At 43.9% G+C, this 23,480-nt stretch carries 13 protein-coding genes; 2 read left to right on the forward strand and 11 right to left on the reverse strand.

Going from position 1 to position 23,480, the window contains the following annotated elements:
- Window positions 1-125: 125 nt before the first annotated feature.
- The 11 genes from ABID99_RS19200 to ABID99_RS19250 all read right to left on the reverse strand — a co-directional run bounded on the left by ABID99_RS19200 (window position 126) and on the right by ABID99_RS19250 (window position 18,189).
- Window positions 126-1,526 (reverse strand): aminopeptidase P family protein, encoded by a 1,401-nt coding sequence (locus ABID99_RS19200; protein WP_373614791.1) that lies wholly within the window; start codon window positions 1,524-1,526, stop codon window positions 126-128.
- A gap of 90 nt (window positions 1,527-1,616) precedes the next feature.
- Window positions 1,617-3,101 (reverse strand): aldehyde dehydrogenase (NADP(+)), encoded by a 1,485-nt coding sequence (locus ABID99_RS19205; protein WP_373614792.1) that lies wholly within the window; start codon window positions 3,099-3,101, stop codon window positions 1,617-1,619.
- A 196-nt stretch (window positions 3,102-3,297) separates the two neighbouring features.
- Window positions 3,298-5,520: a putative Ig domain-containing protein gene (locus ABID99_RS19210; protein WP_373614793.1), complete on the reverse strand. Its 2,223-nt coding sequence runs from the start codon at window positions 5,518-5,520 to the stop codon at window positions 3,298-3,300.
- Between the two features lie 26 nt (window positions 5,521-5,546).
- Window positions 5,547-6,980, reverse strand: coding sequence for an APC family permease (locus ABID99_RS19215; protein ID WP_373614794.1), 1,434 nt, complete (start codon window positions 6,978-6,980; stop codon window positions 5,547-5,549).
- A gap of 72 nt (window positions 6,981-7,052) precedes the next feature.
- Window positions 7,053-8,852 carry a DUF885 family protein gene (locus tag ABID99_RS19220; protein WP_373614795.1) on the reverse strand — a complete coding sequence of 600 codons (1,800 nt, stop codon included), beginning with the start codon at window positions 8,850-8,852 and terminating at the stop codon, window positions 7,053-7,055.
- Between the two features lie 39 nt (window positions 8,853-8,891).
- Window positions 8,892-9,794: an AraC family transcriptional regulator gene (locus tag ABID99_RS19225; protein ID WP_090531406.1), complete on the reverse strand. Its 903-nt coding sequence runs from the start codon at window positions 9,792-9,794 to the stop codon at window positions 8,892-8,894.
- Between the two features lie 427 nt (window positions 9,795-10,221).
- Window positions 10,222-11,574: an NAD(P)/FAD-dependent oxidoreductase gene (locus ABID99_RS19230; RefSeq protein WP_373614796.1), complete on the reverse strand. Its 1,353-nt coding sequence runs from the start codon at window positions 11,572-11,574 to the stop codon at window positions 10,222-10,224.
- A gap of 102 nt (window positions 11,575-11,676) precedes the next feature.
- Window positions 11,677-12,678 carry a 4-hydroxyproline epimerase gene (locus tag ABID99_RS19235; protein ID WP_354486683.1) on the reverse strand — a complete coding sequence of 334 codons (1,002 nt, stop codon included), beginning with the start codon at window positions 12,676-12,678 and terminating at the stop codon, window positions 11,677-11,679.
- Between the two features lie 6 nt (window positions 12,679-12,684).
- Entirely contained in the window at window positions 12,685-13,623 is a 939-nt protein-coding gene (locus ABID99_RS19240) for a dihydrodipicolinate synthase family protein (protein WP_354486682.1), read from the reverse strand.
- A 122-nt stretch (window positions 13,624-13,745) separates the two neighbouring features.
- A complete protein-coding gene (locus tag ABID99_RS19245; RefSeq protein WP_354486681.1) occupies window positions 13,746-15,137 on the reverse strand; it encodes a SusD/RagB family nutrient-binding outer membrane lipoprotein in 1,392 nt (463 codons plus the stop codon).
- A 25-nt stretch (window positions 15,138-15,162) separates the two neighbouring features.
- Entirely contained in the window at window positions 15,163-18,189 is a 3,027-nt protein-coding gene (locus ABID99_RS19250; protein ID WP_373614797.1) for a SusC/RagA family TonB-linked outer membrane protein, read from the reverse strand.
- 347 nt (window positions 18,190-18,536) lie between these two features.
- Here ABID99_RS19250 and ABID99_RS19255 point away from each other — a divergent pair, with 347 nt between their 5' ends.
- Together ABID99_RS19255 and ABID99_RS19260 are read left to right on the forward strand one after the other, a co-directional pair.
- Window positions 18,537-20,906, forward strand: a complete 2,370-nt coding sequence (locus tag ABID99_RS19255) for a beta-L-arabinofuranosidase domain-containing protein (protein WP_373614798.1) — start codon at window positions 18,537-18,539, stop codon at window positions 20,904-20,906.
- A gap of 26 nt (window positions 20,907-20,932) precedes the next feature.
- Complete coding sequence (locus ABID99_RS19260) at window positions 20,933-23,335, forward strand: glycoside hydrolase family 127 protein (protein WP_373614799.1); 2,403 nt, start codon at window positions 20,933-20,935, stop codon at window positions 23,333-23,335.
- The last annotated feature ends 145 nt before the right edge of the window (window positions 23,336-23,480 follow it).

Below are 23,480 nucleotides of genomic sequence, written 5' to 3' on the forward strand. Positions count from 1 at the left end.
AAGGCTTTAGCCAAAATCCCATTGAAGATTTTGGGGCTAAAGCCTGGATGGTTTTTCTTTTCATCGTTGGTTAACCAACGGCAATGAAATAACAGATATAGATTCACCGATTAGCAGAGATCTATTTACCCTCTCAACGCTTCAATTTCTTCCCGTGTTTTAGGCAAATATTTACCCAACAACTGGCTACCGGTGTCTGTTATTAAAAAGTTGTCTTCAATGCGGATACCGCCGAAATCACGATAAGTATTCAGCACATCGTAGTTAATAAACTCAGCGAATTTCTTTTCGGCTTGCCAGCGGTCAATCAGTTCCGGAATAATATAAATACCCGGCTCAACAGTAAGCACGTAGCCGGCTTCCAGTTCGCGGCCCAGCCTTAATGATTTCAGGCCGAAAACAGTTTCCTTTTTCAAGGTATCGGTATAGCCTACGTATTGTTCGCCCAAATCTTCCATATCATGGGTATCCATACCCAGCATGTGGCCTAAGCCGCATTGGAAAAACATGGCATGTGCCCCAGCTGCAACAGCCTCTGCAGGATCACCTTTCATCAGGTTTACCGCTTTCAGGCCTTCGGCCAGTTTCTGACATGCTTGTATATGTACATCTTTGTACCGTACGCCCGGTTTCAGCATACTGATGGCGTGATCCATCGAATTCAAAACCACATCGTACAGCTCCCTTTGGCGGGTGCTGAACTGTTTGCCTACCGGGAAGGTACGTGTCAAATCACCACCGTAGTGCATGGCGTTTTCGGCACCGATATCACTTAGCACCATATCACCCTCTTCCAAAATATTGCCGTAATAATGCGTGTGCAGCGTTTGGCCGTACTTGGTAATGATGGCCGGATAACCTAAACGTGAATCATTAGCAATAGCCACTTCATGTGCTTTAGCTACCAGCTCATACTCCCTGATACCGGGGCGGGCATACTTCATCACCGCCAGTTCCATATCAACGCTTATGGATACTGCTTTCTCTATCTCAGCAACCTCCAACGGCGTTTTTATCACCCTTTGGGCTATTACCGCTTTTACCAATTGCAATGAAACGCGACCAGCCACATCTTCCAGACTGGTATTTAACCAATCGGCCAGCTTAATTTTATTTTCAGGGCGATAAGGCGGCAAAATGTGAACCGGGCGACTGCCGGTAGCCGCTTTATGAATATAATGCTTCACATCGGCATAAGGCCTTGTTTGCGAAACGCCAACCAGCGCGGCCATTTCACTAACAGATGGCAAAGTACCTGTCCAAATGATATCATCAATAGTGAGATCATTACCAAAGATTACTTCCTCGCCTGTATCGGTATCAATAATGGCGGCCAAGCCGGCAACATCAAGTCCGAAATAATATAAAAAGCTGCTATCCTGCCTAAACAGGTAGGTATTGTCTTTATAGTTCATGCTGCTATCCTCGTTCCCTAACAAAACGAGGATGCCGTTAGCGCCCATGCTTTGTTTTAAAACATTGCGGCGCTGTACGTAAACCTGCTGATCAAAAAGTTGAAGTTTCATAACGCAAAATTAAACATGCCGGCTCTGTTCAGGAACCGGCATGTGCAAGTATAATTTAAATTTGATTATCTGATGATGATTAACGGACCATTATTTCTTCCACTCGCCATCAAACAAGCGCCAGATGTTTGTTGGGTTGGCCTGTTGTAAAGCTAAAGGCAACAAAGCATCCGGACAGTTTTGGTAGCAAACAGGGCGTACCCATCGCTTAACCGCATTAATACCTACCGCTGTAAAACGGCTATCGGTAGTGGCCGGGAACGGACCACCATGCACCATACTGGCACAAACTTCAACACCTGTTGGTACGCCGTTAAACAATACCCTGCCCGCTATGGTCGGCAATAATTGCAATAGGTTGGAGTGGCCCGCAAAATCCTCATCGGTGCCCATTACAGTAGTAGTGAGTTGACCTGATACTGATTTTAATACTTTGATCAGTTCCTGCTCATCTTTGCAAACTACCATTAATGAATATGGCCCGAACACCTCTTCGTGCAATAAATGATTTTCAAGGAAAGTTTCGGCGCTTACGAGGGCGATGGTTGGCTGAGCCTCAATGTCAACAGCTTCGGTAGCTGATTTTACTACGCTCGTTATGCCTTCCTGCTCCAAAGCAGCATGGCTCTTTTTCTCATAAGCCGAATGGATGCCGGCATGCAGCATCTTGGCTGGTTTAATACCTTCGATACCATTACCCAAAAGTTTATAGAAATTATCAAGGCCTTCGCCTTCAATAGCAAGCATTAAGCCCGGATTGGTACAAAACTGACCAACACCTAAAGTAATGGAACCTGCATATTGCGCAGCCAGGTCGGCGGCGTTTTTATTTAAAGTATCCGGTAAAAATATAACCGGGTTTATGCTGCCCATTTCTGAAAATACCGGGATAGGCTTTTTGCGTTCTGATGAATATTGCAGCAATGCCAGTCCGCCAACAGTTGAACCTGTAAAGCCAACGGCAGCGGTATCATCTGCCTGAACCAATGCTTTACCGCTTTCAAACGAAGTGCCGTGTACATGTTGAAAAACATGCTCGGGCATATTGCTGCTCGCTATCGCTTTTTTAATAGCCTGGTAAACCATTTCAGACGTTTCGGCATGAGCAGGGTGGGCTTTTACCACTACCGAACAACCTGCACCCAGCGCGCTTGCAGTATCGCCACCGGCGGTTGAATAAGCGAATGGGAAATTACTTGCACCAAAAACAACTACCGGCCCCAGCGGAACAAGCATTTTGCGTAGATCCGGGCGTGGCAATGGTTTTCTATCAGGTAAGGCGGTATCAATACTCGCCTCAACCCAGCTGCCTTCGCGCAGCATCCCTGCAAACATGCGCAGCTGACCGGTGGTACGTGCACGTTCGCCGGTTAAACGGGGTAGCGGGAGGTTGGTTTCTTCGGATGCTTTTTGCAGCAGGGCGTCGCCTACTGCTTCTATTTCATCAGCAATAGCTTCCAAAAACAGGGCCTTTTGTTCGGCACTTGTTTTTTGGTAAGCCTCAAACGCGCTTTGCGATTGCTGCATGATGATATTTATTTCTTCGGTGCTTTCTTCTTTAAAGTTGTTAGCCATGGCAGATATTTTAGTAAAAAACGAGGGCTTACGCCATTATTTTGCGCAAGCAAATATATTTAACCTTTTTATGATGTGCACTGAACATTCCTAACCAGTTATAGCAGGATTTTATCTTATTTACACATCGCAATCTCAAAACAGATTAAAAAACGGTCAAGACGTCCGGTATTCAACAAGCAGATAACAGTCTTGTTTACATCAATTTATAAAACCTTACCCCATGTGGAGGGATATTACATGATATAGCGGTAATATTTTTGGCGAGATCCTTTTGCTGCCATAGATCCCGCACTATTTTAACCTTGCCCATATGGATTTTCTTAAAATCAAGCGTATACTTCGCGTATTTTTCACCAAGATTAAAAATGCCTATGGCTTTACTACCGTCTGCCAGTCGTTTAACCCAAACCTGAATTTGCCTATTGTTAATCATTCGTTCGGCCTGTTTACCCGCTACATCCTGATCAATAGCTATTACTTCCCGGTTTTTTAACAGGTTGAGGGTAAACTCATCAAGCTTATCCATATCACAGCCAATAAGCAGGGGTGCCGATAAAAGGCTCCATAAGCTCATGTGGGTATATTGCTCATAAGGTGTCAGATTGGTTTGGTGCAGGTTTTCGCCCCAACCCACCCTGCCTAAAATAAGCATGTCGGGGTCGTTCCAGCCTCCCGGCCCGGCATAGGCCGCGTTATTGGTTTGGCTAAAACCGATGCCGTAAAGGCTTTCCCAGGTATCGGTAATATCCTCGGTTGTACGCCATAGGTTGCCATTCATTTTTGCGCCCCATTTCCAAACATCTTTGATACCGTACTGGCAAATGCTGTAAATAATATCACGTGGCTGCTTTGCCAGTTCATCGCGCATGACCATGTATGGCTTTTGCTGGGCGAACAGCGTTGTGTCACCTGCCGTTTGGTCGGAATAGCTGCACAGATCATATTTTAAATAGTCAACACCCCAGTTAAAGTAAGTGTTGACATCTTGTCCTTCATGCCCTAACGACCCCAGATACCCACCACAAGTTTTAGCTCCCGGCGATGAATAAATACCAAACTTTAATCCCTGTTGATGCAGGTACGCACCAAGGGCTTTCATATCCGGAAACTTTTCATTTGCGACGATTTCTCCATCCTGTTGCCTTGCGGGTGCCTGCCAGCCATCATCCACGTTAATAGAGTTCCAACCGTAATCGGTAAGGCCTTTATCAACCATGGCCTTGGCCGAAAGCCTTACCTTTTCATCGCTCACATTTAATCCCCAGCAATTCCAGCTGTTCCAACCCATGGGCGGGGTAAGTGCTAATAATTTGCCCGATTTAATAGTTAGCATTCGTTCGCTTTTTCCTAAAGTATTGCTTACGGAAACGGATAACTGATACTCCCCTACGTTCGGTGCGATGCCCGTTATAATGCCTGTTTTATTATCAAGTACTAAACCTTGAGGCAAATTCTTAACCATATATTTCAAGGGCTGTTGTCCGCTTGCAGCAATTTTATAAAGTACCGGTGAGCCGGGATGAACGCCTAAAACTGAAGCGCCATTAATCATTGGCTTTAAAGATGCTTTAGGAGTAAGCAAATACGGCGCTATTTCGGCAAAGGTTTTGGTCTTGTCGGATGCCGCTTCGGTAAACTCGTAAAACAGTTTAATGCCCTCGCGGTGCGGGAAGGTAAGCGTATAGGTTTCCTTACCCAACGGTGGCAGATTTGCGTTTACAGTTTTTTCGGCGATTGTTTTTTCAGTAACCTCATCGATTATCTTATAGTGAAACTTGCCTGTGATACTGGTTCTAAAGCTATTACCTACAGTTAATTTCCTAACAGATTGTGCATTGGGTAAAAAGCTAATGTCGGTTTGAGTGAAAACAATACCGTCAAATTTCTCCAGCATATCAATAAAAGGAGCGCCCATAAAAATCCCCCCTGAGCCTCCGCCATCGTATACCTTGATGGCTATGATATTTTCTCCATCCCATTTAATAGCCGGATCATCTGCCGCAATACAGTAATTACGCACGGCAGGCCATTTACTTATGTAACCGCCTTTATCTTCAGGGAATGCCCCGGTTTTACCTATCAGCTTACCGTTAAAATACGTTTCGTCAACGTCATTAACATGGGCGAGGAATACCCGCAAACTATCGGCCCACACCGCCTGCTTTTTCAACGATGATGGAATTACCACATGAATCCGGTACCAAGCAAAGCCGTGGTAATCGGGATAGCCCTGCTCCTGCCAAACGTCACCAACTTTGATGTTTTTCCATTGGGTATCGTTGAAAGCAGCTTCTTTCCAGGCGGCATCATTCCCGGTAGAGAACTTTGCAGTGCCCAGCTTAATAAAATTTCCGTTTTGAGCATGAACTGCTATGGCAATAGTTAAAAGCCATAGCAGCGATAAGATCTTTTTCATGAATTGATATAATGAATGTCCCCGGTCTACAAACTTTCAACCGGGAGTTCGGCGCTTTTGCGTTGTTTACTGCCACCTATCAGGTAATAAACCGGGATGCCTGTTAAAGTGATGATCAAGCCAGGATAAGTATAAGCAGGTTTGTATTTGATGAGCAACAGGCAAAAGGCAATGCCCATAATGATATAAATAACCGGCAATACTGGGTAGCCGAAAGCTTTGTAAGGCCGCTCCGCATTGGGCATTTTTTTGCGGAGTATAAAAATCCCGATGATAGTAAGCACATAAAAAACCACCACCACAAAGGAGATCATATCCAGCAGATCGCCGTATTTACCGCTCAGGCTCCACAAACAGGCAAACACACATTGCAACCACAAACCAAAACCCGGTACCGAGTTTTTATTCAGCGTTCCTACTTTTTTAAAGAAGAGCCTGTCTTTAGCCATCGAATAATAAACCCTCGCTCCCGACATGATGAGTCCGTTATTACAGCCAAAGGTTGATACCATGATAAGCAGCGCAATGATCACCGTACCCGAGCTGCCAAAAATATGCTGCGAAGCAACCACGCCTACCCTATCTTTATCGGCGCTGGCAATATCATGCAGGGAAAGCACACCAGTATACATTACATTGGTTAAAATGTAAATCACCGTCACGATCAGTGTACCCAGCGCCAGGCTTAAACCGATATTCCTTTTCGGATTTTTGATCTCGCCGGCAATAAAAGTTACGTTATTCCATGAGTCGCTGCTGAATATGGAGCCAACCATGGCCGAGGCTATTGCGCCCAGGGCTGCAATGGTAGTATAAGAAGCAATGGAACCATTAGCGCTGAAGCTATGCATGCTCCAGGCATTTTTCCAGTTCTCATCCCATACCGAAGCTTTTAAAGCAAATAAGCCAAACACAATTAAACCCAGCAAGCTCAGCAGCTTAGCCATGGTGAAAATAGTTTGCACAATTTTTCCGCTGTTAACGCCGCGGGTATTGATATAGGTTAAAAATACGATCACCAGGATTGAAAGCAGTTGCGCCGGTGATATGGTAACGAAACCCAGATCAATAGCAACAAGACTTTCACTCAATTGGGGGATGAGGTAAGCTGTAAATTTGGCAAAGGCCACGCCCACGGCCGCAATAGTAGCCGTCTGGATTACCGTGAAAAAACTCCATCCGTATAAAAAGCCCACCAAAGGACTGTAAGCTTCCTTCAGATAAACATACTGCCCCCCTGCTCTTGGGAACATGGCGCTCAGTTCACCGTAACTTAAGGCCGCAGTTAGGGTCATAAAACCGGTGATGAGCCACACAAATAGCAGCCAGCCTGCGCTGCCCACATTGCGGGTAATATCCGCGCTCACAATAAAAATACCGGAGCCAATCATACTGCCCGCCACCAGCATGGTGGCATCCATTAACCGCAACGAAGGCTTAAAAGAAGTGCTGTTCTCCATATGTTTTATATAAAAGCTTAAAGCTAAAGGCACAAGGCTTAAAGCTGATAACCTTATTAATAGTTTTTGTGATTATTTAGCTCCAAAATCGTAGAACTTCCAGCTTGTTGTAAAATCTTTAGTTAATGCCTGGTTGGTTAACGTGGCGCGCAACATTTCAACCGGGATCAGGTTTTCTTTAATGGCGGCATCGTGGAATTGCTTGTAGGTCATTTTACCGCTGTCAACCAGTTCTTTCCTCAATTCTGTCAACTGCAAACCACCTAACAGGTATGCCACCTGGTAAAGCGGACTATAGCCTCCCTCAAATGAGCGTCTAACTTCACCCTCGGCGTTGGCTTTTTCATGACCTACACGGTCAACCAAAAAGTCGATACATTGCTGTGGAGTCCAGTTACCTAAATGATAGTTAAGTGAAAATATGATGCGGGCGCAACGGTGCATACGCCAGAACAGCATACCTACACGTTCTTCAGGTGTTTTGGCAAAGCCTTTATCGTAGAGTAAAAGTTCCCAGTACAAAGCCCAGCCTTCAACCGCGAATGGGGTACCGAAATCCTGACGATAAGCTTTGTAACGGCTGTTCATAAAATATTGCAGGTTATGACCGGGAATCAATTCGTGCTGCACCGTCCCCCTTGAAAAGTAAGGGTTGTTGCCGCGCATGCTCATCAGTCGGTCATCATACTGCATGGTATTGGTTGGGTACGAGATGCTGATTTCCTTGCCACCGGTAAAAAATGGGTTAACCAATTGCCTTTGCGGCGACATCATTACCATGCCCCAGGTTTCCTCGGCCAGTGGCGGTATCGTGATCAGGTCGCGCTCTTTGATAAAGCTTAGCGCATCGTTATATAATTTAACAATCAGTTCGGGCTGATGACCTACCGGCACGTAGCTGTTTTTTACTTTCTCCAACGCTTTTTTCCAGTCGCTGCCAAAACCCATTTCCTGCGATGCCTTCAGCATTTCCTTATCGCACCAGGCAAACTCTTTGTTGGCAAGCTTGATAAGCTCTTCGGGCGTGTAAGGGATCATTTCGGCTTGCAGCTGATTGATCAACTCTTCCCTGCCGATGGGCACACCTTTTATACCGCTGCTATCGCTTTTCTGGCTGGTGTTCAACTTTCCTTTGCTTATAGCCAGCTCACTGTACCTGTTCAGCGCATTATCAAGGGCTTTATAAGGTTCAGGTACCCACCAGGTAAATGAAGGGTCGTATTTATTATAGAACCCAAAAAAGTCCTTTAAACGACCTTTTAAACCAACTAATGCAGCTTTGGTAACTTTTGCTACAGGCATGTCTACCGACGGAAGCTTACAATATGCCGTCGTATCTGCTTTAAGTTCTTTCAGGATCTTGTTCAGGTCGCCAGCAACTTTTTCGCCATCAACAAACGTTCCGCGGCGGCGCTTTTGTTCAAGCGCGTAAATCTCATCGGCAAATGAAATGTATTTAGCAGCCTGGCTATACAGGCCTTCTTCTTTCTTCAGATCTTTCAGATCAAAGTTGATGCGTTTCTTCAACAGGATATAATCAACCTTGCCGTAAATACTCAGGGCATTAAAGTCGGTTTGCTCCAGCTGTTTCAGATAATCATTGTCAACCTCAATTAATCTTTTACGTTGTTCTGGCGAGTTAATGACATCCTGTTTGTATTGTTCTTCGGCACGATCATTAACGTTATACGGCGAATAAAAGTCATGAATAGCGTTCATATCCTGCCCGTATCTGATAATGGTACCCGCTACTTCGCTGCTTTGCTCATACAAATTGCCGGCAGGAGCGGTCTGCGCTTTAACGGTTAGGGTACCAATAGTAAGGGCGTAAAGAGCCAAACCTTTTATGGTTGTTTTAGTATTAATTAGCACGATATATTTTGGTTTGAGGTAAGAAAATTAAAGTAGCTATTAGCTTGCAGCCCTGTTCAGGCTTATCAGATTGTTGTTGTATGAGTCGAGATAGCCACGTGGCGAATTACCTATTACGCATTTGAATACCCGGTTAAAGTTAGTAATACTCTTGAAACCGCACTTGTAAGCTACGGTGTTAATACTTTCAAATTTATGGGCAATCAATTTTTTGCAGGCCTCGTTGATCCTGATCTCGTTCAGGAACGAAATAAAAGTATGACCAGTATGCTTTTTGAAATATCTGCAAAACGACTCCGGCGTCATATAGGCCACCTTAGCAACGTCCTCAAGCGTAATAGGCTCACTGTAGTGCTGCATAATGTAATTATAGATATTACCAATCCTGATCCCTTCATTTTCGGTTATCCCCGGCAGGTTGCCATAGGTTGATAAAGGATCCAATTTGCTTTTGATATTGGTAAGCCCTTTAAGCAGATGAAAAAACTGGATCAACTGGTCAGGGCCGGAAGCTTTTTGCAATGCGATCATGATCTGCGATATTTTGTCAACAACAGAATGCGGTAATTTAAAACCCTGTTGATGCTGCTGCATAAATATGAGGCTCGGTTTAAGCTCAGGTAAATTAAACAGCGGTGCCAAAGCCCCTTCCGGGTTAAAAAATATTGTAAGCGCCTCTATCTGCTTGTTGGCATTGGGCGCAAAATATTCGGGGTTACTTTTAAACACATGCGGCAGGTTGGCGCCTATTAAAAACAAATCGCCTGCAGAGTAATCATGCATGTTATTTCCTGCAATCAAAGTCCCCTCACCCTGCTGGATCCACGTGAGCTGAATTTCTTTATGACGGTGCAGGTAGGGGTAATGGTAAGGCAAGCTAACCTTTTCTGCTATCACACTTTTATCGTGCGGAACCGGGATAGTAAATTGTAAAACTTTCATCTGCTACTTGATTATCACTTGTTGAATTTACAATTACTTAACTTAATTTGCTAATAAATGAACTTAAAAGGATAAAATACGGGCAATATTTGATAATTTATGGTTGATACCAGTGCCTAAATTGACCGAAAAACCCTTCTTTATCCAACAAACAGAAAGTAAATTAAATGTTATATAAACAATTAAAATCAAAATTATAGGCACCATAGCCACTATTTGGCCGAATAAAATATTTTTAATTGTGTAGAATACAACTATTATACATTTTACACTAACCATGCATTTTACGCAGAAAACCAACTTTTTCACCTATTTTTTATGATACAGGTAATAAAACGCACTCCTGTTAACATAAAAAAACCGTTCATCAGGGGTGAATGAACGGTTCCGTTTTCCGGCAAGCCGGAAGGGTAATTAATTGTTTAAATTAAAATCTTTCGGGAGCAAATTCTTTAATATCAATAGAAGTTGGTTTGCCAGATATAATTTCACTTGCCAGCAAACCGGTTGCAGCACCAAGGCTTAAACCCATCATGCCGTGCCCTGTTGCAACAGTAAGATTACCGTACTGCTTACTTTTGCCGATATAAGGCAAACCATCGGCAGATGAAGGCCGGAAACCAAACCAAATATTCTTTTGTTCCGGAACAGCAGGTTTTAAACCCGGGAAGTATTTTGGCACGGATTCTACAATACCTTTAACACGGTTCATGTTAATCCGGTCGTTGATCTTATCAAGCTCCATAGTACCACCATAGCGTAAACCACCATTCATTGGCGTAATGGCAACCCTTGCTTCGGCCAGCAATGCAGGGATGTGCATGGTGTCGCTATCATCTTTTACATTGAATGAATATCCTTTGCCCGGCATCAGCAAGATTTTTAAACCTAACAATCTACCAATAGCAGGCGACCATGAACCACCCGCAATAATATATTCATCAGCAGTAAACTCTTCATGGCCTGCCAATACCCTGCTCACTTTACCACCTTTGGTTTCAATTTTAGTTACCTCTTTATTGGTAAGCAATTTTACACCAACAGCTTTCAGGTGCCTGATCAATGCGGCCATCAGCTTATTTGGCGAAAGGTGTGCATCGCAACGGTAATGTACCGCGCCCAACACGTCAAGCTCAAGCTTTGGCTGTAGCCTTTTACAATCATTAACACTAAGCACCGCCATATCCAAACCTAATTCCCTGCCTTTTTCGGCCATGTGCGCTTCTTCCTCACCAGCCTTTTCGGTTTTATAAAACATCAGGATGCCTTTTTCAACCAGGTCAAAATCAAAGCCGGGCTCTTTACTCAGATCTTCATAAAGCTTTTTGCTAAGCAGGGAAAGCTCCGTTAATGGAACTGCCGATTTTTCAACGTGCGCGGCATTGGCTTTCTTTAAAAATTTTAGTCCCCATGAAATCAGTTCGGGGTTTAAGGATGGCTTTACGTAAAACGGGCTTTTGCTGTTAAACATCCATTTAATCCCCTGCGAAACCATCCCCGGCGTTGCCAGCGGGATAAAATGGCTTGGCACTATCATGCCCGCATTGCCATATGAGCAGCTATCGGTCATATCACCTTTATCCAGCACAGTAACCTCATGCCCGGCTTTTTGTAAATAATAAGCCGAACTAAGCCCTACTATCCCACCTCCTATTATCAGCACTTTTGCCATTTTTATTTTAAGCTGAAAGCTTAGGGCGGAAAGCCGAAAGCTTGTTAATAATTCTTTTTTAAACGTCCCATCAGGGTCTCTCGCAGAGGACCCTGATGCATACGCCATGCAGATTCGCCGTTCCGAGCATTTATTAGATATTTAGAATGCGGAAACCTCAGGGCCCTCTACGAGAGACCCTGAGGGAACATGAACCTTTTATTTACTACTTCAAATTACCTGGAAACCGTGAGCATATGGATCATCATCGTCTATCTTGATGGTGTTGTAACCGTAAACTTTAGCCCAACCCTCAACGCTTGGAATAATGGCGTCGATATCATTGATCTTAACCAGATCCTCAACCCTGCCTGTAAATTTACTGCCTATGATACTTTCGTGAACAAAAGACTCACCCACTTTCAACTTACCTTTGGCAAACCACTGCGCCATACGCGCTGATGTGCCAGTTCCGCAAGGCGACCTGTCGATAGCTTTATCTCCATAAAATACCGCGTTACGTGCAGTTGCATCTGCCGATAAGGTAGCACCTGCCCAAAGGATGTGCGTACAGGTATTGATAGTAGGATCCTGCGGATGTACAAACTGGTATTTTTCGTTAATACGTTTGCGCAACACCTGGCTCCAGGCAATCAGCTGACCTGCTGTATAATGCTCGATACCTTTAAAGTTAGGCTGAGGATCAACAATGGCGTAATAGTTACCACCATACGAAACGTCGATAGTAAGTGTACCTAAGTCAGGGCATTCAACTTCTAAATCAGTTGCAGCAAGATATGCGGCCACATTTCTGAGTTTCACCGAGGTTACCTTTTTGCCCTCCTGCTTATACTCGATCAATACAAGGCCAGCGGGCGCCTCCATGCGCACAATACCCGGAGTTTTAGGCTGGATCAACCCTTCCTCAATGGCTATGGTGATTGTGCCGATGGTTCCGTGCCCGCACATTGGTAAACAACCGCTGGTTTCAATGAACAAAACAGCAACATCATTTTCCGGATCATGAGGCGGATACAGGATACTGCCCGACATCATATCATGACCGCGGGGCTCAAACATCAGGCCGGTCCTGATCCAATCATACTCTTTTAAAAAGTGCTGACGTTTCTGGCTCATGTTATCGCCTTTAAGCGCAGGGCCACCGCCTGCAACCAGCCTTACCGGGTTGCCGCAGGTATGGGCGTCAACACAAAAGAAAGTTTTACTTGACATATGTTATTATAACGCTACTTCGGTTAATTTACCCCAGCTACCTACAGGCAATTCGGGCCTTGCGGCAAGTGCGTCATTTATAATTTTCTGAACTTTTTCGCGCTCTGCACCAATTAACGGCAAACGTGGCGCACGTACATTTTCGGTACCAATACCGGTTGCAACCTCGGCCAGTTTAATATATTGTACCAGCTTAGGGTGGATATCCAGCTCAAGTACCGGCAAAAACCAACGGTAAATAGCCAAAGCCTCGTCGTAACGTTTTGCTTTAACCAAACGGTAAATAGCCACGGTTTCTTTAGGGAAGGCATCAACCAAACCGGCAACCCAGCCATCTGCACCCATCACAAGGCTTTCCATAGCCAGCGGATCAACACCGGTAAAGATCTTGAACCTTTCACCAAAACGGTTGATCATGCGGGTAACGTTTGATATATCACGGGTTGATTCTTTTACTGCCTGGATATTATCATAAGCAGCAAGCTGTTCAAACATATCTAAAGTAACCTCAACCTTATAATCAACAGGGTTATTGTAGATCATGATTGGCAATTCGGTACTTTTCGCAATAGTAGTAAGGTAAGCCACCGTTTCGCGGGCTTCACTATTATAACGCATTGGCGGCAATAACATCAGGCCATCCGCACCTTTATCAAACGCTTTTTGTGCATATGCAACAGCAGCTTTGGTAGTTTGCTCGGCAATGTTCAGTACAACAGGTACTTTTCCTTTTACAAACTCAACAGTATGGGTAAGCAGCGCGAATTTTTCATCATCGCTTAAAACGCTTGCTTCGCCTAATGAGCCGCCTAATATAAATCCGTCAACACCGGCCTCAAGCTGGGCATTCAGGTTTATATCAAAAGCTTCAAAATCAAGTTCGTCATTATCTGTAAATTTAGTAGTTACTGCAGGGAGTACGCCTTTCCAATCAAAAGTTATCATTGTATATTATTTTTCACAAAACTAAAAATAGTATTAAATATGTTTATTTAACAATTTAGCAGACACTAACCGTATTTTAACCTATAATGTTACTTACCGGCAATGCGCCTGCTAAATAACGCCTATTGCGCATCCCACCAAACCCTGTCGGTAAGCTTAGCGTTTTGCTGCGGCTGCGGGTTTGAAGTCATTTCCGACTGAGGATACAACACCCTGCGCGGAATATCCGACAGCGCATTCTTAACCTTGGTTAATGCAGGGAAGCCTGTACGCCTCCAATCGGTATAGTTCTCCATCGACAGGAAATTAGCAACAACCTTTTCCTCAATAATAAGCTTCATGGCGTTGGCGCTGGTAAGCGTTCCCCTTGAAGTTAAATAATTATCCGCAACGGCATCAGCAATACCTAGTTTTGACATATGCGATTTAACAGCCAGCATATATACCGGCTGCGCAGCAGTAGCCCCGGATATTATAAACGTAGCTTCGGCTTTTAAAAATAGCGCTTCCGAATAAGTAACAATATAGTTATTTGAGCTCGTACTTGCATAAAAAGTGCCTCCTAATGAGTACGACTCTAAGCTGCCAATGTCGTCCGAGCCGATCACCCGTCCGGTATACAACCCGGTTTCAATTGCAGGCGCTACCATTTTTGATTTGCGCGGGTCTTTCCTGGCTTCAAAACCGTCAACAAATGTTGATGCCAATACCAGCGTTGAACCAGGCAAAAAGTTTTGCTGCCATGGGTTTTCGGCTCCGGCCCCGCCGGCGAAAGGCATTTTCATATCATCGTCATTACTTGCCATGCCATTTTGAAGGGCAGTGAGTGCCAACTGCGCCTGTGCTGCTGCCGTATGACCGGGTGCTTTAGTAAGGTGCATGTAATAACGTGCCTTTAGCGTATAAGCCGCCTTTTTCCATTTGCCCATATCACCGGTATAATAGAAATCATCGCCTGATGGCACCGTGGTGCTATTTTTGGCAATATCGGCAATGGCATTATCAAGCAGGGTTTGTATTTGCCCATAAACAGATTCCTGGCTGTCATAGGTTGGTGTAACGTTGGCGATACCCTGAAAACCTTTTGAAAAGGGAACATCGCCCCAAACATCAGTAGCCGAGCCAAGTGTATAAGCCAGCAAGATCTTTGATATGGCTGCGTAATTCGCATTACCATCGGCCTCGGCTTTTTTATTTAGCAGAACCAGGTTGTTCATTACCTGCGTGTAAAAGTTATACCAGTCACCGTCCATATCCTGATGGTACATGAGATAGGTGCCAAAATTTGGTGGCACCTGGTTTAAGGCTATGACCTGCAGGTATTGCTGTAATATTATCGGAAGGTTACCGCCGGCGGTGATATTTTGTGATATGGCAGCTTCAACCGGGGCCAGGATCAGTGATTCTTTAACATCTATAGGTCTGTTGGGATCGTGATTTACATCAATGTATTTTTTACAGCCCGTAAAGCTTACCAACGCGCATGTTATTAACGTGATATATTTATTTTTCATGACAATTTCTTATTAGTGATTTAAATTATAGGGTAACTTTCAAGCTAAAATCAACTGATTTTGAGGTTGGGGTTGAGAATGAATAGATCCCCTGTGAACCATTTGATGAGCCAAATGAGCTAACTTCCGGGTCGCCGCCGGTAAAGTGCGGTGCATGGATCCATAGGCTGCGGCCCGTTACACTAAATGTTGCCGATTTGAAAGGACTTTTGCTTAACCATGATGGTTTTAACGTGTAACCCAAACTCACATTACGCAGTTTAACATAGCTGCCGTCCTGAATAACAGACTCCAGCACACCGTTTGCGCGCTGATAATACGCCTGACCGTTAACTGCTACTGTGTTTGGTTGTCCGGTAGTTGCATTTACACCATCAACTACTCTTAAACCACGGTTTTCGGTAACTTTTGGCGTGCCATAGAAATAACCATAACCATCAACATTATTTTGGATATCGCCACCACGTTTGATATCAAAGAAGAAACTGAAGTTGAATTGTTTATACCTAAAGTTGTTATTGATACCACCAAGCCAGTTAGGGTTAATATTGCCTACTATGCCCTGATTATCATCTGCATATGGCAAACCCGAATCGTCAATCAATAACTTACCCGCGGCGTTACGGGCGTAACGGGTGCCATAAATAACACCATAGGGCTGCCCAACTATCACATTAGTGAAGCCATTGCTAATCAATGACAGGTCTTTATAAATAGATAACACCTTATTCCTGTTACGAGTAAAATTTAAAGTAAGGTCCCAGTTAAAATCGCGGCTTTTTATTGGGTTTACATTTAACAATACTTCAATACCCCTGTTACGCATTACTGCAGAGTTTACACTAGTTGCAGAATACCCTGTTGAGGGCGGAAGCGCCACAGTAGGTATGATACCACCATTTGTTTTTTTATTGTAGAATGAAGCCTCAAGACTGATCCTGTTATTAAAGAAACCCGCCTCAAACCCTGCTTCAAACTCATTGATACGCTCGTTTTTAAGATTAGGATTGCCCAGTACATCGTTGATTAAAAAACCAGCCTGCTGGTTATAAGGGAAAGAGAGGTTCCGGATAGTTGCTTTGTTATAAGGCGTTAACAAACCATACGCGCCAATGTTGCCGTCATTACCCACAGTACCATATGAAACCCTTACCTTACCCAGGTTCATGACCTTTGAAAATTCGGGGCTAAAAAACTCCGAGAATATGAAGCTACCGGCGGCAGAACCATATGGATAAAAGCTGTGGTCTATCGAAAGTACAGAGTTACCATCGTACCGTCCGGTTAATGACAATAGCAGGAAGCGTTTATATTCGATATTTGATTGCAGATAGAAACCCACTTTGCGCTGCAATGATGAGCCTTCACTATAATTAACTGTTGATGCGGAAGCCATATTATACAAACCGGGTACAGTTAAGCCAACACCATTTGCGTATGTACTTTCACCATAGGTAGAGATCAGGTTATTACCCAGCACAACATCTACATTGAAATTGCCAAACTGCTTGTTAGCACTGATTAATAAATCATTATTGTACTGGCGGTAAGTAAGGTTCTGATCAACCAACCTGCCGTTGGGGTTCGACACCGACTGGGTTGATTCATGGTACCTGTCCATTTCGCTATAAACATCGGCACCAAACCTTTCAGTAATAGTTAACCATGAAAAGGGTTTATAATCTGCAGTAAAAGTTGGTAAAAACCTGTTAACACCCGAATGGTTTTTGATGTTATCCAATACCCAATAAGGGTTATTTCTTGAGAAACGATACAGTCGCTGTGTACCATCTGGATTTAAATAAGGCTGCAGATTGTATGAAACCGGCGCTGTAAAAATTGTCCAAACCGGGCTTTCCAGCGCATAACCTTCCGGCAACCTGTCATTTTGTGAATTGGAGTAATTTAGCTGAAATGTAGTAGTCAGGTTTTTAAGCACTTGTGCACTGTATTTAGCGAAGAATGTATTACGCAAAAATTTAGTTGTTGGCACGGTACCTTGCTGGTTAAAATTAGAGTACGAAACCAGGTAAGTAGAATTGTTACCGCCACCGCCGATGTTAACAGTATTATTATACGTGTGGCCGGTTTTAAAAAACAGATCAGACTGGTTATAAACTTTCGCGGGTTGCCCATTTATTTTCAGGGTGTCCATGCGCGCACCCCATGATGTACTTGTTTTTTGATTTACACCATCATAATAAATACCGTTTGTACCTTGCGAATACTTATTTTGAATTTGAGGCAACAACGGGTTTTCAAAAGAAAAGTCGGACGAAAAAGTGATAAGCGGCTTTTGATTTAAGGCGCCGGTTTTTGTGGTAATGATAACCACACCATTGGCACCCTTTGAACCATATAAGGCTGTAGCTGCCGCACCTTTCAATACGTTCATACTGGTAATAATAGATGGATCAATATCAGCTATCCTATTCGTGCCCGGCCCGGAATTGAGGTTACCTGTTTCAGCGTTATCAACAGGAACCCCGTCAATAACCATTAGGGGTCCATTTTCGCCATAAAATGAAGTTGCGCCTCTGATCACGATCCTTGCGGAGCTACCCGGCGTACCCGATGAGCTTGTAACCTGCACGCCTGAAACCTTACCGGCAAGAGCATTTACCAGGTTGGGCTCTTTTGATTGCGCAATCGATTCGGCTTTTACCTCCTGGGAGCTGTAAGTTAAGATCCTTTTGTCGCGTTTTATACCCAAAGCGGTAACAACAACTTCGTTCAGCACTTTGTTATCCTCGGCAAGGGCTACGTTAATTTGCACCTGACCGGTTAATTTAACTTCCTGCGATGTAAAACCGATAGCGGTTACCATAAGTGTACCCTGTCCGGTATAGTTAAGGCTAAACATACCACTACCGTTGGTAACAGAGCCGGCGCTTGTATTTTTTATTTTAACGGAAGCGCCAACTATAGGCTCGCCCTTCTCGTCGGTTACCTTTCCTTTTAATGTTACTGTTTGCGCGTAGGTGCTGTAACAAAACACAAACACACTTAGTAAAGGCAAAATGAACCTCTTTAGTAATTGTTTAAACTTCATAAATTAAATTTTGGGGTTAAAAACTATATATTACATGCTGTATTTCAGACACGTAAAACTATCCGCGAGCCGCCCCTTGTTTTTTTATGAAATTTGCCAATACTGCCCGTATCTTAACATTACTGTTACAATAGCATTAATTTGATATTATATTTATATAAAAACCCATTAAAACGTTAATATATTGATAGTTAATTCGCAATAACACTAATAAACTTACTGTAAATAATCCGCGCGTTAAAAAAACGGATAAAATCCTGCTATCAACTGCAAAATATTATTCAAAATAATTGTGCAAAGCACACTAATTTAGTTGAAAGTTATTCTTACCGTTACACAAACATATCATGCTAATAAAAAAGTGGTTTAAATTGAACTTATGCCTCGTAGCCTGCTTAGCAGGGGCACAAACTATCCAGGCACAATCCTACGTACCCGAATTGAACGATACCCGGGTAAAGATAAAACCGGTAGTTCCGGTTAAAGCCTATTCTTTTAATTTAAAGGACGTTCAATTATTGGAAAGCCCTTTTAAAACGGCAATGGATGCTGATGTTAAATATCTGCTATCTATAGAGCCTGACAGATTACTTTCGGCTTTCCGTTCACACTCGGGCCTTAAACCTAAAGGTAAGATGTATGAAGGCTGGGAGTCATCAGGTTTGGCAGGGCATACATTAGGACATTACCTGTCGGCCATTTCCATGCACTACGCATCAACCCGCGACCCTGAATTTTTAAAGCGCGTAAATTATATAGTCAAAGAACTTGCCGAATGCCAGGTAGCCCGTAAAACAGGTTACGTGGGCGCAATCCCCAAAGAAGACACCATCTGGGCCGAGGTTGCCAAAGGCGAGATCCGCTCCCGTGGCTTCGATTTAAACGGTGGCTGGTCGCCATGGTATACTGTGCATAAAATTATGGCCGGTTTACTTGATGCCTATTTATATTGCAATAATGCCGAGGCCTTAAAAGTATGCAAAGGCATGGCCGACTGGACAGGCGAAACCATCAAAAACCTTGATGACGAAAAACTGCAAAAAATGCTACTGTGTGAATATGGAGGTATGGCAGAAACATTAACTAACCTTTACGCTATCAATGGTGATAAAAAATACCTGGAACTATCGTACAAATTTTATGATAAAAAGATCCTCGATCCGCTATCACAAAAACAGGATATACTGCCCGGCAAACATTCCAACACCCAGATCCCTAAGATAATAGCCAGTGCACGCAGATATGAGCTTACCGGCGATAAAAAAGATAAGGCCATTGCCGATTTCTTTTGGGAAACCATTGTTAACCACCATTCCTACGCAACAGGAGGTAACAGCAATTATGAATACCTGAGCGATGCAGACAAACTGAACGATAAGCTAACAGAAAACACTACCGAAACCTGCAATACCTACAACATGCTGAAATTAACCCGGCATTTGTTTGCGGTTGAGCCTTCGGCCATGCTGATGGATTATTATGAAAAGGCGTTATATAACCACATCCTCGCTTCACAAAATCATTCAGATGGAATGATGTGTTACTTTGTACCGCTTAGAATGGGCGGCACTAAACATTACAGCACTCCTTTTGATGATTTTACCTGCTGCGTTGGTTCGGGCATGGAAAACCATGTTAAATACAACGAAAGCATTTATTTTAAAGGTGCCGATGGCAGCTTATATGTAAACCTGTTTATCCCCTCAGTACTTAACTGGGCATCAAAAGGTTTATCGGTGAAGCAGCAAAGCAGTTTCCCTAATGACGATCACATCACATTTACGGTGAACACCAAAAAGCCGCTTACCATGGCTATCCGCATCCGTAAACCAAAATGGACTGGCGCTGCTACCATCAGCATTAACGGGAAAACTCAAAATGCTGCCACTGATGACCAGGGATATATTGTGCTAAACCGCAAATGGAGCAACAACGATAAAATTGAATTTACAACACCCGAAAAGCTTTATACCGAAGCCATGCCCGACAATGCCAACAGGCGCGCGGTATTTTACGGCCCGGTATTATTAGCTGGTGTTTTAGGCAATACAGAGCCCGATCCGTTGAAAGGTGTTCCGGTTTTTGTAACCAGCGAAACTGACCCTAACCAATGGCTGCAAATGGTTGACAAGAAACAATTGAGCTTCCGTACGGTGAATATTTCAAAACCTGAAGAAGTTACACTAATCCCTTTTAATCAAACCCAAAATCAATACTATTCTGTTTACTGGGACGTATTTACACCACAGGCCTGGATTGTGCAGCAAAAAGCGTATGACGAGCAAAGGAAAAAACAACAGGAGTTAGAAGCCCGCACCATGGACATTTTACGTGTAGGCGAAATGCAGCCCGAGCGCGATCATAACTTCAGCAGTGAAAACGCCACTACAGGCGAAGATCACCAAAAGAAATGGCGGTCGACAGAGAACGGAGGCTTTCTGCAATACGAAATGAAGGTTGATGCCAATGCACAAAACACGCTAATTAACAGCTATTGGGGCATGGATAACCGCGGCAGAAAATTTGACATCCTGATTGATGGCGTTAAGCTGGCTTCTGAAGATTTGAACCAGTACAAAGAAAGCCGCTTTTATGATATCAGCTACACCTTACCTATTGAACTGACAAAAGGCAAACAAAAAGTAACCGTAAAACTGCTGCCGCAAAAAGAAAACAGTGCAGGCCCGGTTTACGGCAGCCGGATGGTTAAAAACTAATTTTAAAGTAAAAGAACTTGAATATCATGATCAATAAACAAAAAGTTGCCAGTGCGCTTGCCTTTTCACTGGCTGCACTTACAAGTCCGGTATTGGCACAGCAAAAAGATTACCCTATTCAACCGGTTGCCTTTACCAGCGTACACGTGAACGACAACTTTTGGCAGCCCAAAATGGAAGTAAATGCCACCGTTACCATTCCGTATGTACTGGCGCAATGTAAGGCAAACGGGCGCATGGATAACTTTTTACGTGCGGCAAAAAAACTGGATGGTGATAAGTTAAGTGAATTTCCATTTGATGATACAGACGTATATAAGGCCATTGAAGGTGCATCCTATTCTATGCAGAATAAAAGGAACCCGCAACTTGATAAATCCATTGATAGCCTCATCTCCATTATCGGCGCGGCCCAGGAGCCGGATGGGTACCTGTATACTTTCAGGACAGTTAACGCTAAAAAGCCTCATGAGTGGATAGGTTCCAAACGCTGGGAAAAGGAAGAGGACCTTAGCCACGAACTATATAACGCGGGCCACCTTTACGAAGCCGCTGTAGCACATTACCAGGCAACCGGTAAACGCACACTGCTCAACATTGCCATAAAAAATGCTGACCTACTGGTTAAAACCTTCGGGCCGGGCAAAATTGAGGAGTATCCGGGGCATCAGATAGTGGAGATCGGTCTTTCAAAAATGTACCGGGTTACCGGCAACAAACAATACCTTGACCTGGCTAAATTCTTTTTAGATGTACGCGGACCAAAAGGAGATGCTTACAACCAGGCCGATAAAAAGGTAGTTGACCAGCATGAAGCCGAAGGGCACGCGGTACGGGCTGCTTACATGTACACCGGCATGGCCGATATTGCTGCATTGACAGGTAATACCAAATATTTGGCAGCCATAGATGATATCTGGAGCGATGTGGTAACCAAGAAATTATACATCACCGGCGGCATCGGTGCAACCGGGGCAGGTGAAGCTTTTGGCGAAGCATATCAATTGCCTAATATGTCGGCCTATGCAGAAACCTGTGCGGCCATTGGCAACGTTTACTGGAACAACAGGATGTTTTTGCTGCATGGCGATTCAAAATACATTGACGTACTGGAAAGAACCCTTTATAACGGTCTGTTGTCAGGCGTATCGCTAAGCGGTAACAGGTTCTTTTACCCCAACCCGCTGGCTTCTATGTTCCAGCATCAGCGCAGCGCATGGATCAGTTGTGCCTGCTGTATCAGCAACATGACCCGCTTTTTACCTTCATTACCGGGTTATGTGTATGCCAAAAACAAAAACGACCTGTACGTTAACCTGTTTATGAGCAACTCAAGTAACATCAAACTTGCTGAGGGTAATGTAAACATTGTACAGCAAACGGATTACCCATGGAAAGGTAGGGTTGACATTACCGTTAACCCCGATAAAGCCGGTGAATTTACATTAAGGGTGCGTATCCCGGGCTGGGCGAAGCAACAACCAGTACCGGGTGACCTGTATACCTTCATGGAAAAAAAGTCATTCCCGCTTACCCTGATGATCAACGGGCAGGCAAAATCATTTGAAACAGAAAAAGGCTACGCCATATTAAAACGCACCTGGAAAAAAGGCGATAAGGTTTCACTTTTATTACCGATGGAAACCGAAAAGGTATTGGCCAATCAACAGGTTAAAGACGACCGTGGCAGATTTGCTTTTGAGCGCGGCCCAATTGTTTATTGTCTTGAAGGCCCTGATAACAAGGACAGCCTGGTACAAAACATATTGATTGATAAAAATGCCATTGCCGATGCCAACTATCATGCCGACCTGCTCAATGGCGTCGATGTAATCAGTGCCGAAGGAAAAAGCGCCAAACGCCAACTAAAAACCGACAGCATTTTACAAACAGACCAAATGGTGAAGGCCATCCCCTACTATGCCTGGGCCAACCGCGGCCCAAGCGAAATGACCGTTTGGATCCCGTATGAAGCTTCGGCAGTGCGCCCTAAACCAGCACCTACCATTGCCAGCACCAGTAAAGTAAGCGCCTCGTTAAAAAATGTACGGATGTTTGCTGCCATAAAAGACCAGTATGAACCTGCCGATTCCAAAGATACCAACTACCCATACCTGCACTGGTGGCCCGCTAAAAACACCAATGAGTTTGTACAGTATGATTTTGACACTGAACACACCGTTAGCGAATCGAAAGTTTACTGGTACGATGACGGCCCATGGGGTGGCTGCCGCATCCCGGTATCGTACAAAATCCTGTATAAAAAAGACGGGCAGTGGGTTCCTGTAAAAAACACCACACCCTACGCCATAAGTAAAGACAACTTTAACGTAGTTACTTTTGAGCCGGTTGCTACCACAGCCTTGCGGATGGAAATTCAGTTACCGGTTGATAATTCTACCGGGATCCACGAATGGGCGGTTAAATAACCTCCTGTTATCCATAATAACAGTAAAGCCTTTCCGTTTATGCGAAAGGCTTTACTATTTTAATTACACCGCAACGGAATACTTTAAGTATGAAAAAGCCCATTTTACCTATAAACTTATATTCCCTACATTTGCGGCCTTAATA

Origin of the sequence: Mucilaginibacter sp. OAE612 (assembly GCF_041806395.1) — a bacterium.
Lineage (GTDB): Bacteria > Bacteroidota > Bacteroidia > Sphingobacteriales > Sphingobacteriaceae > Mucilaginibacter > Mucilaginibacter rubeus.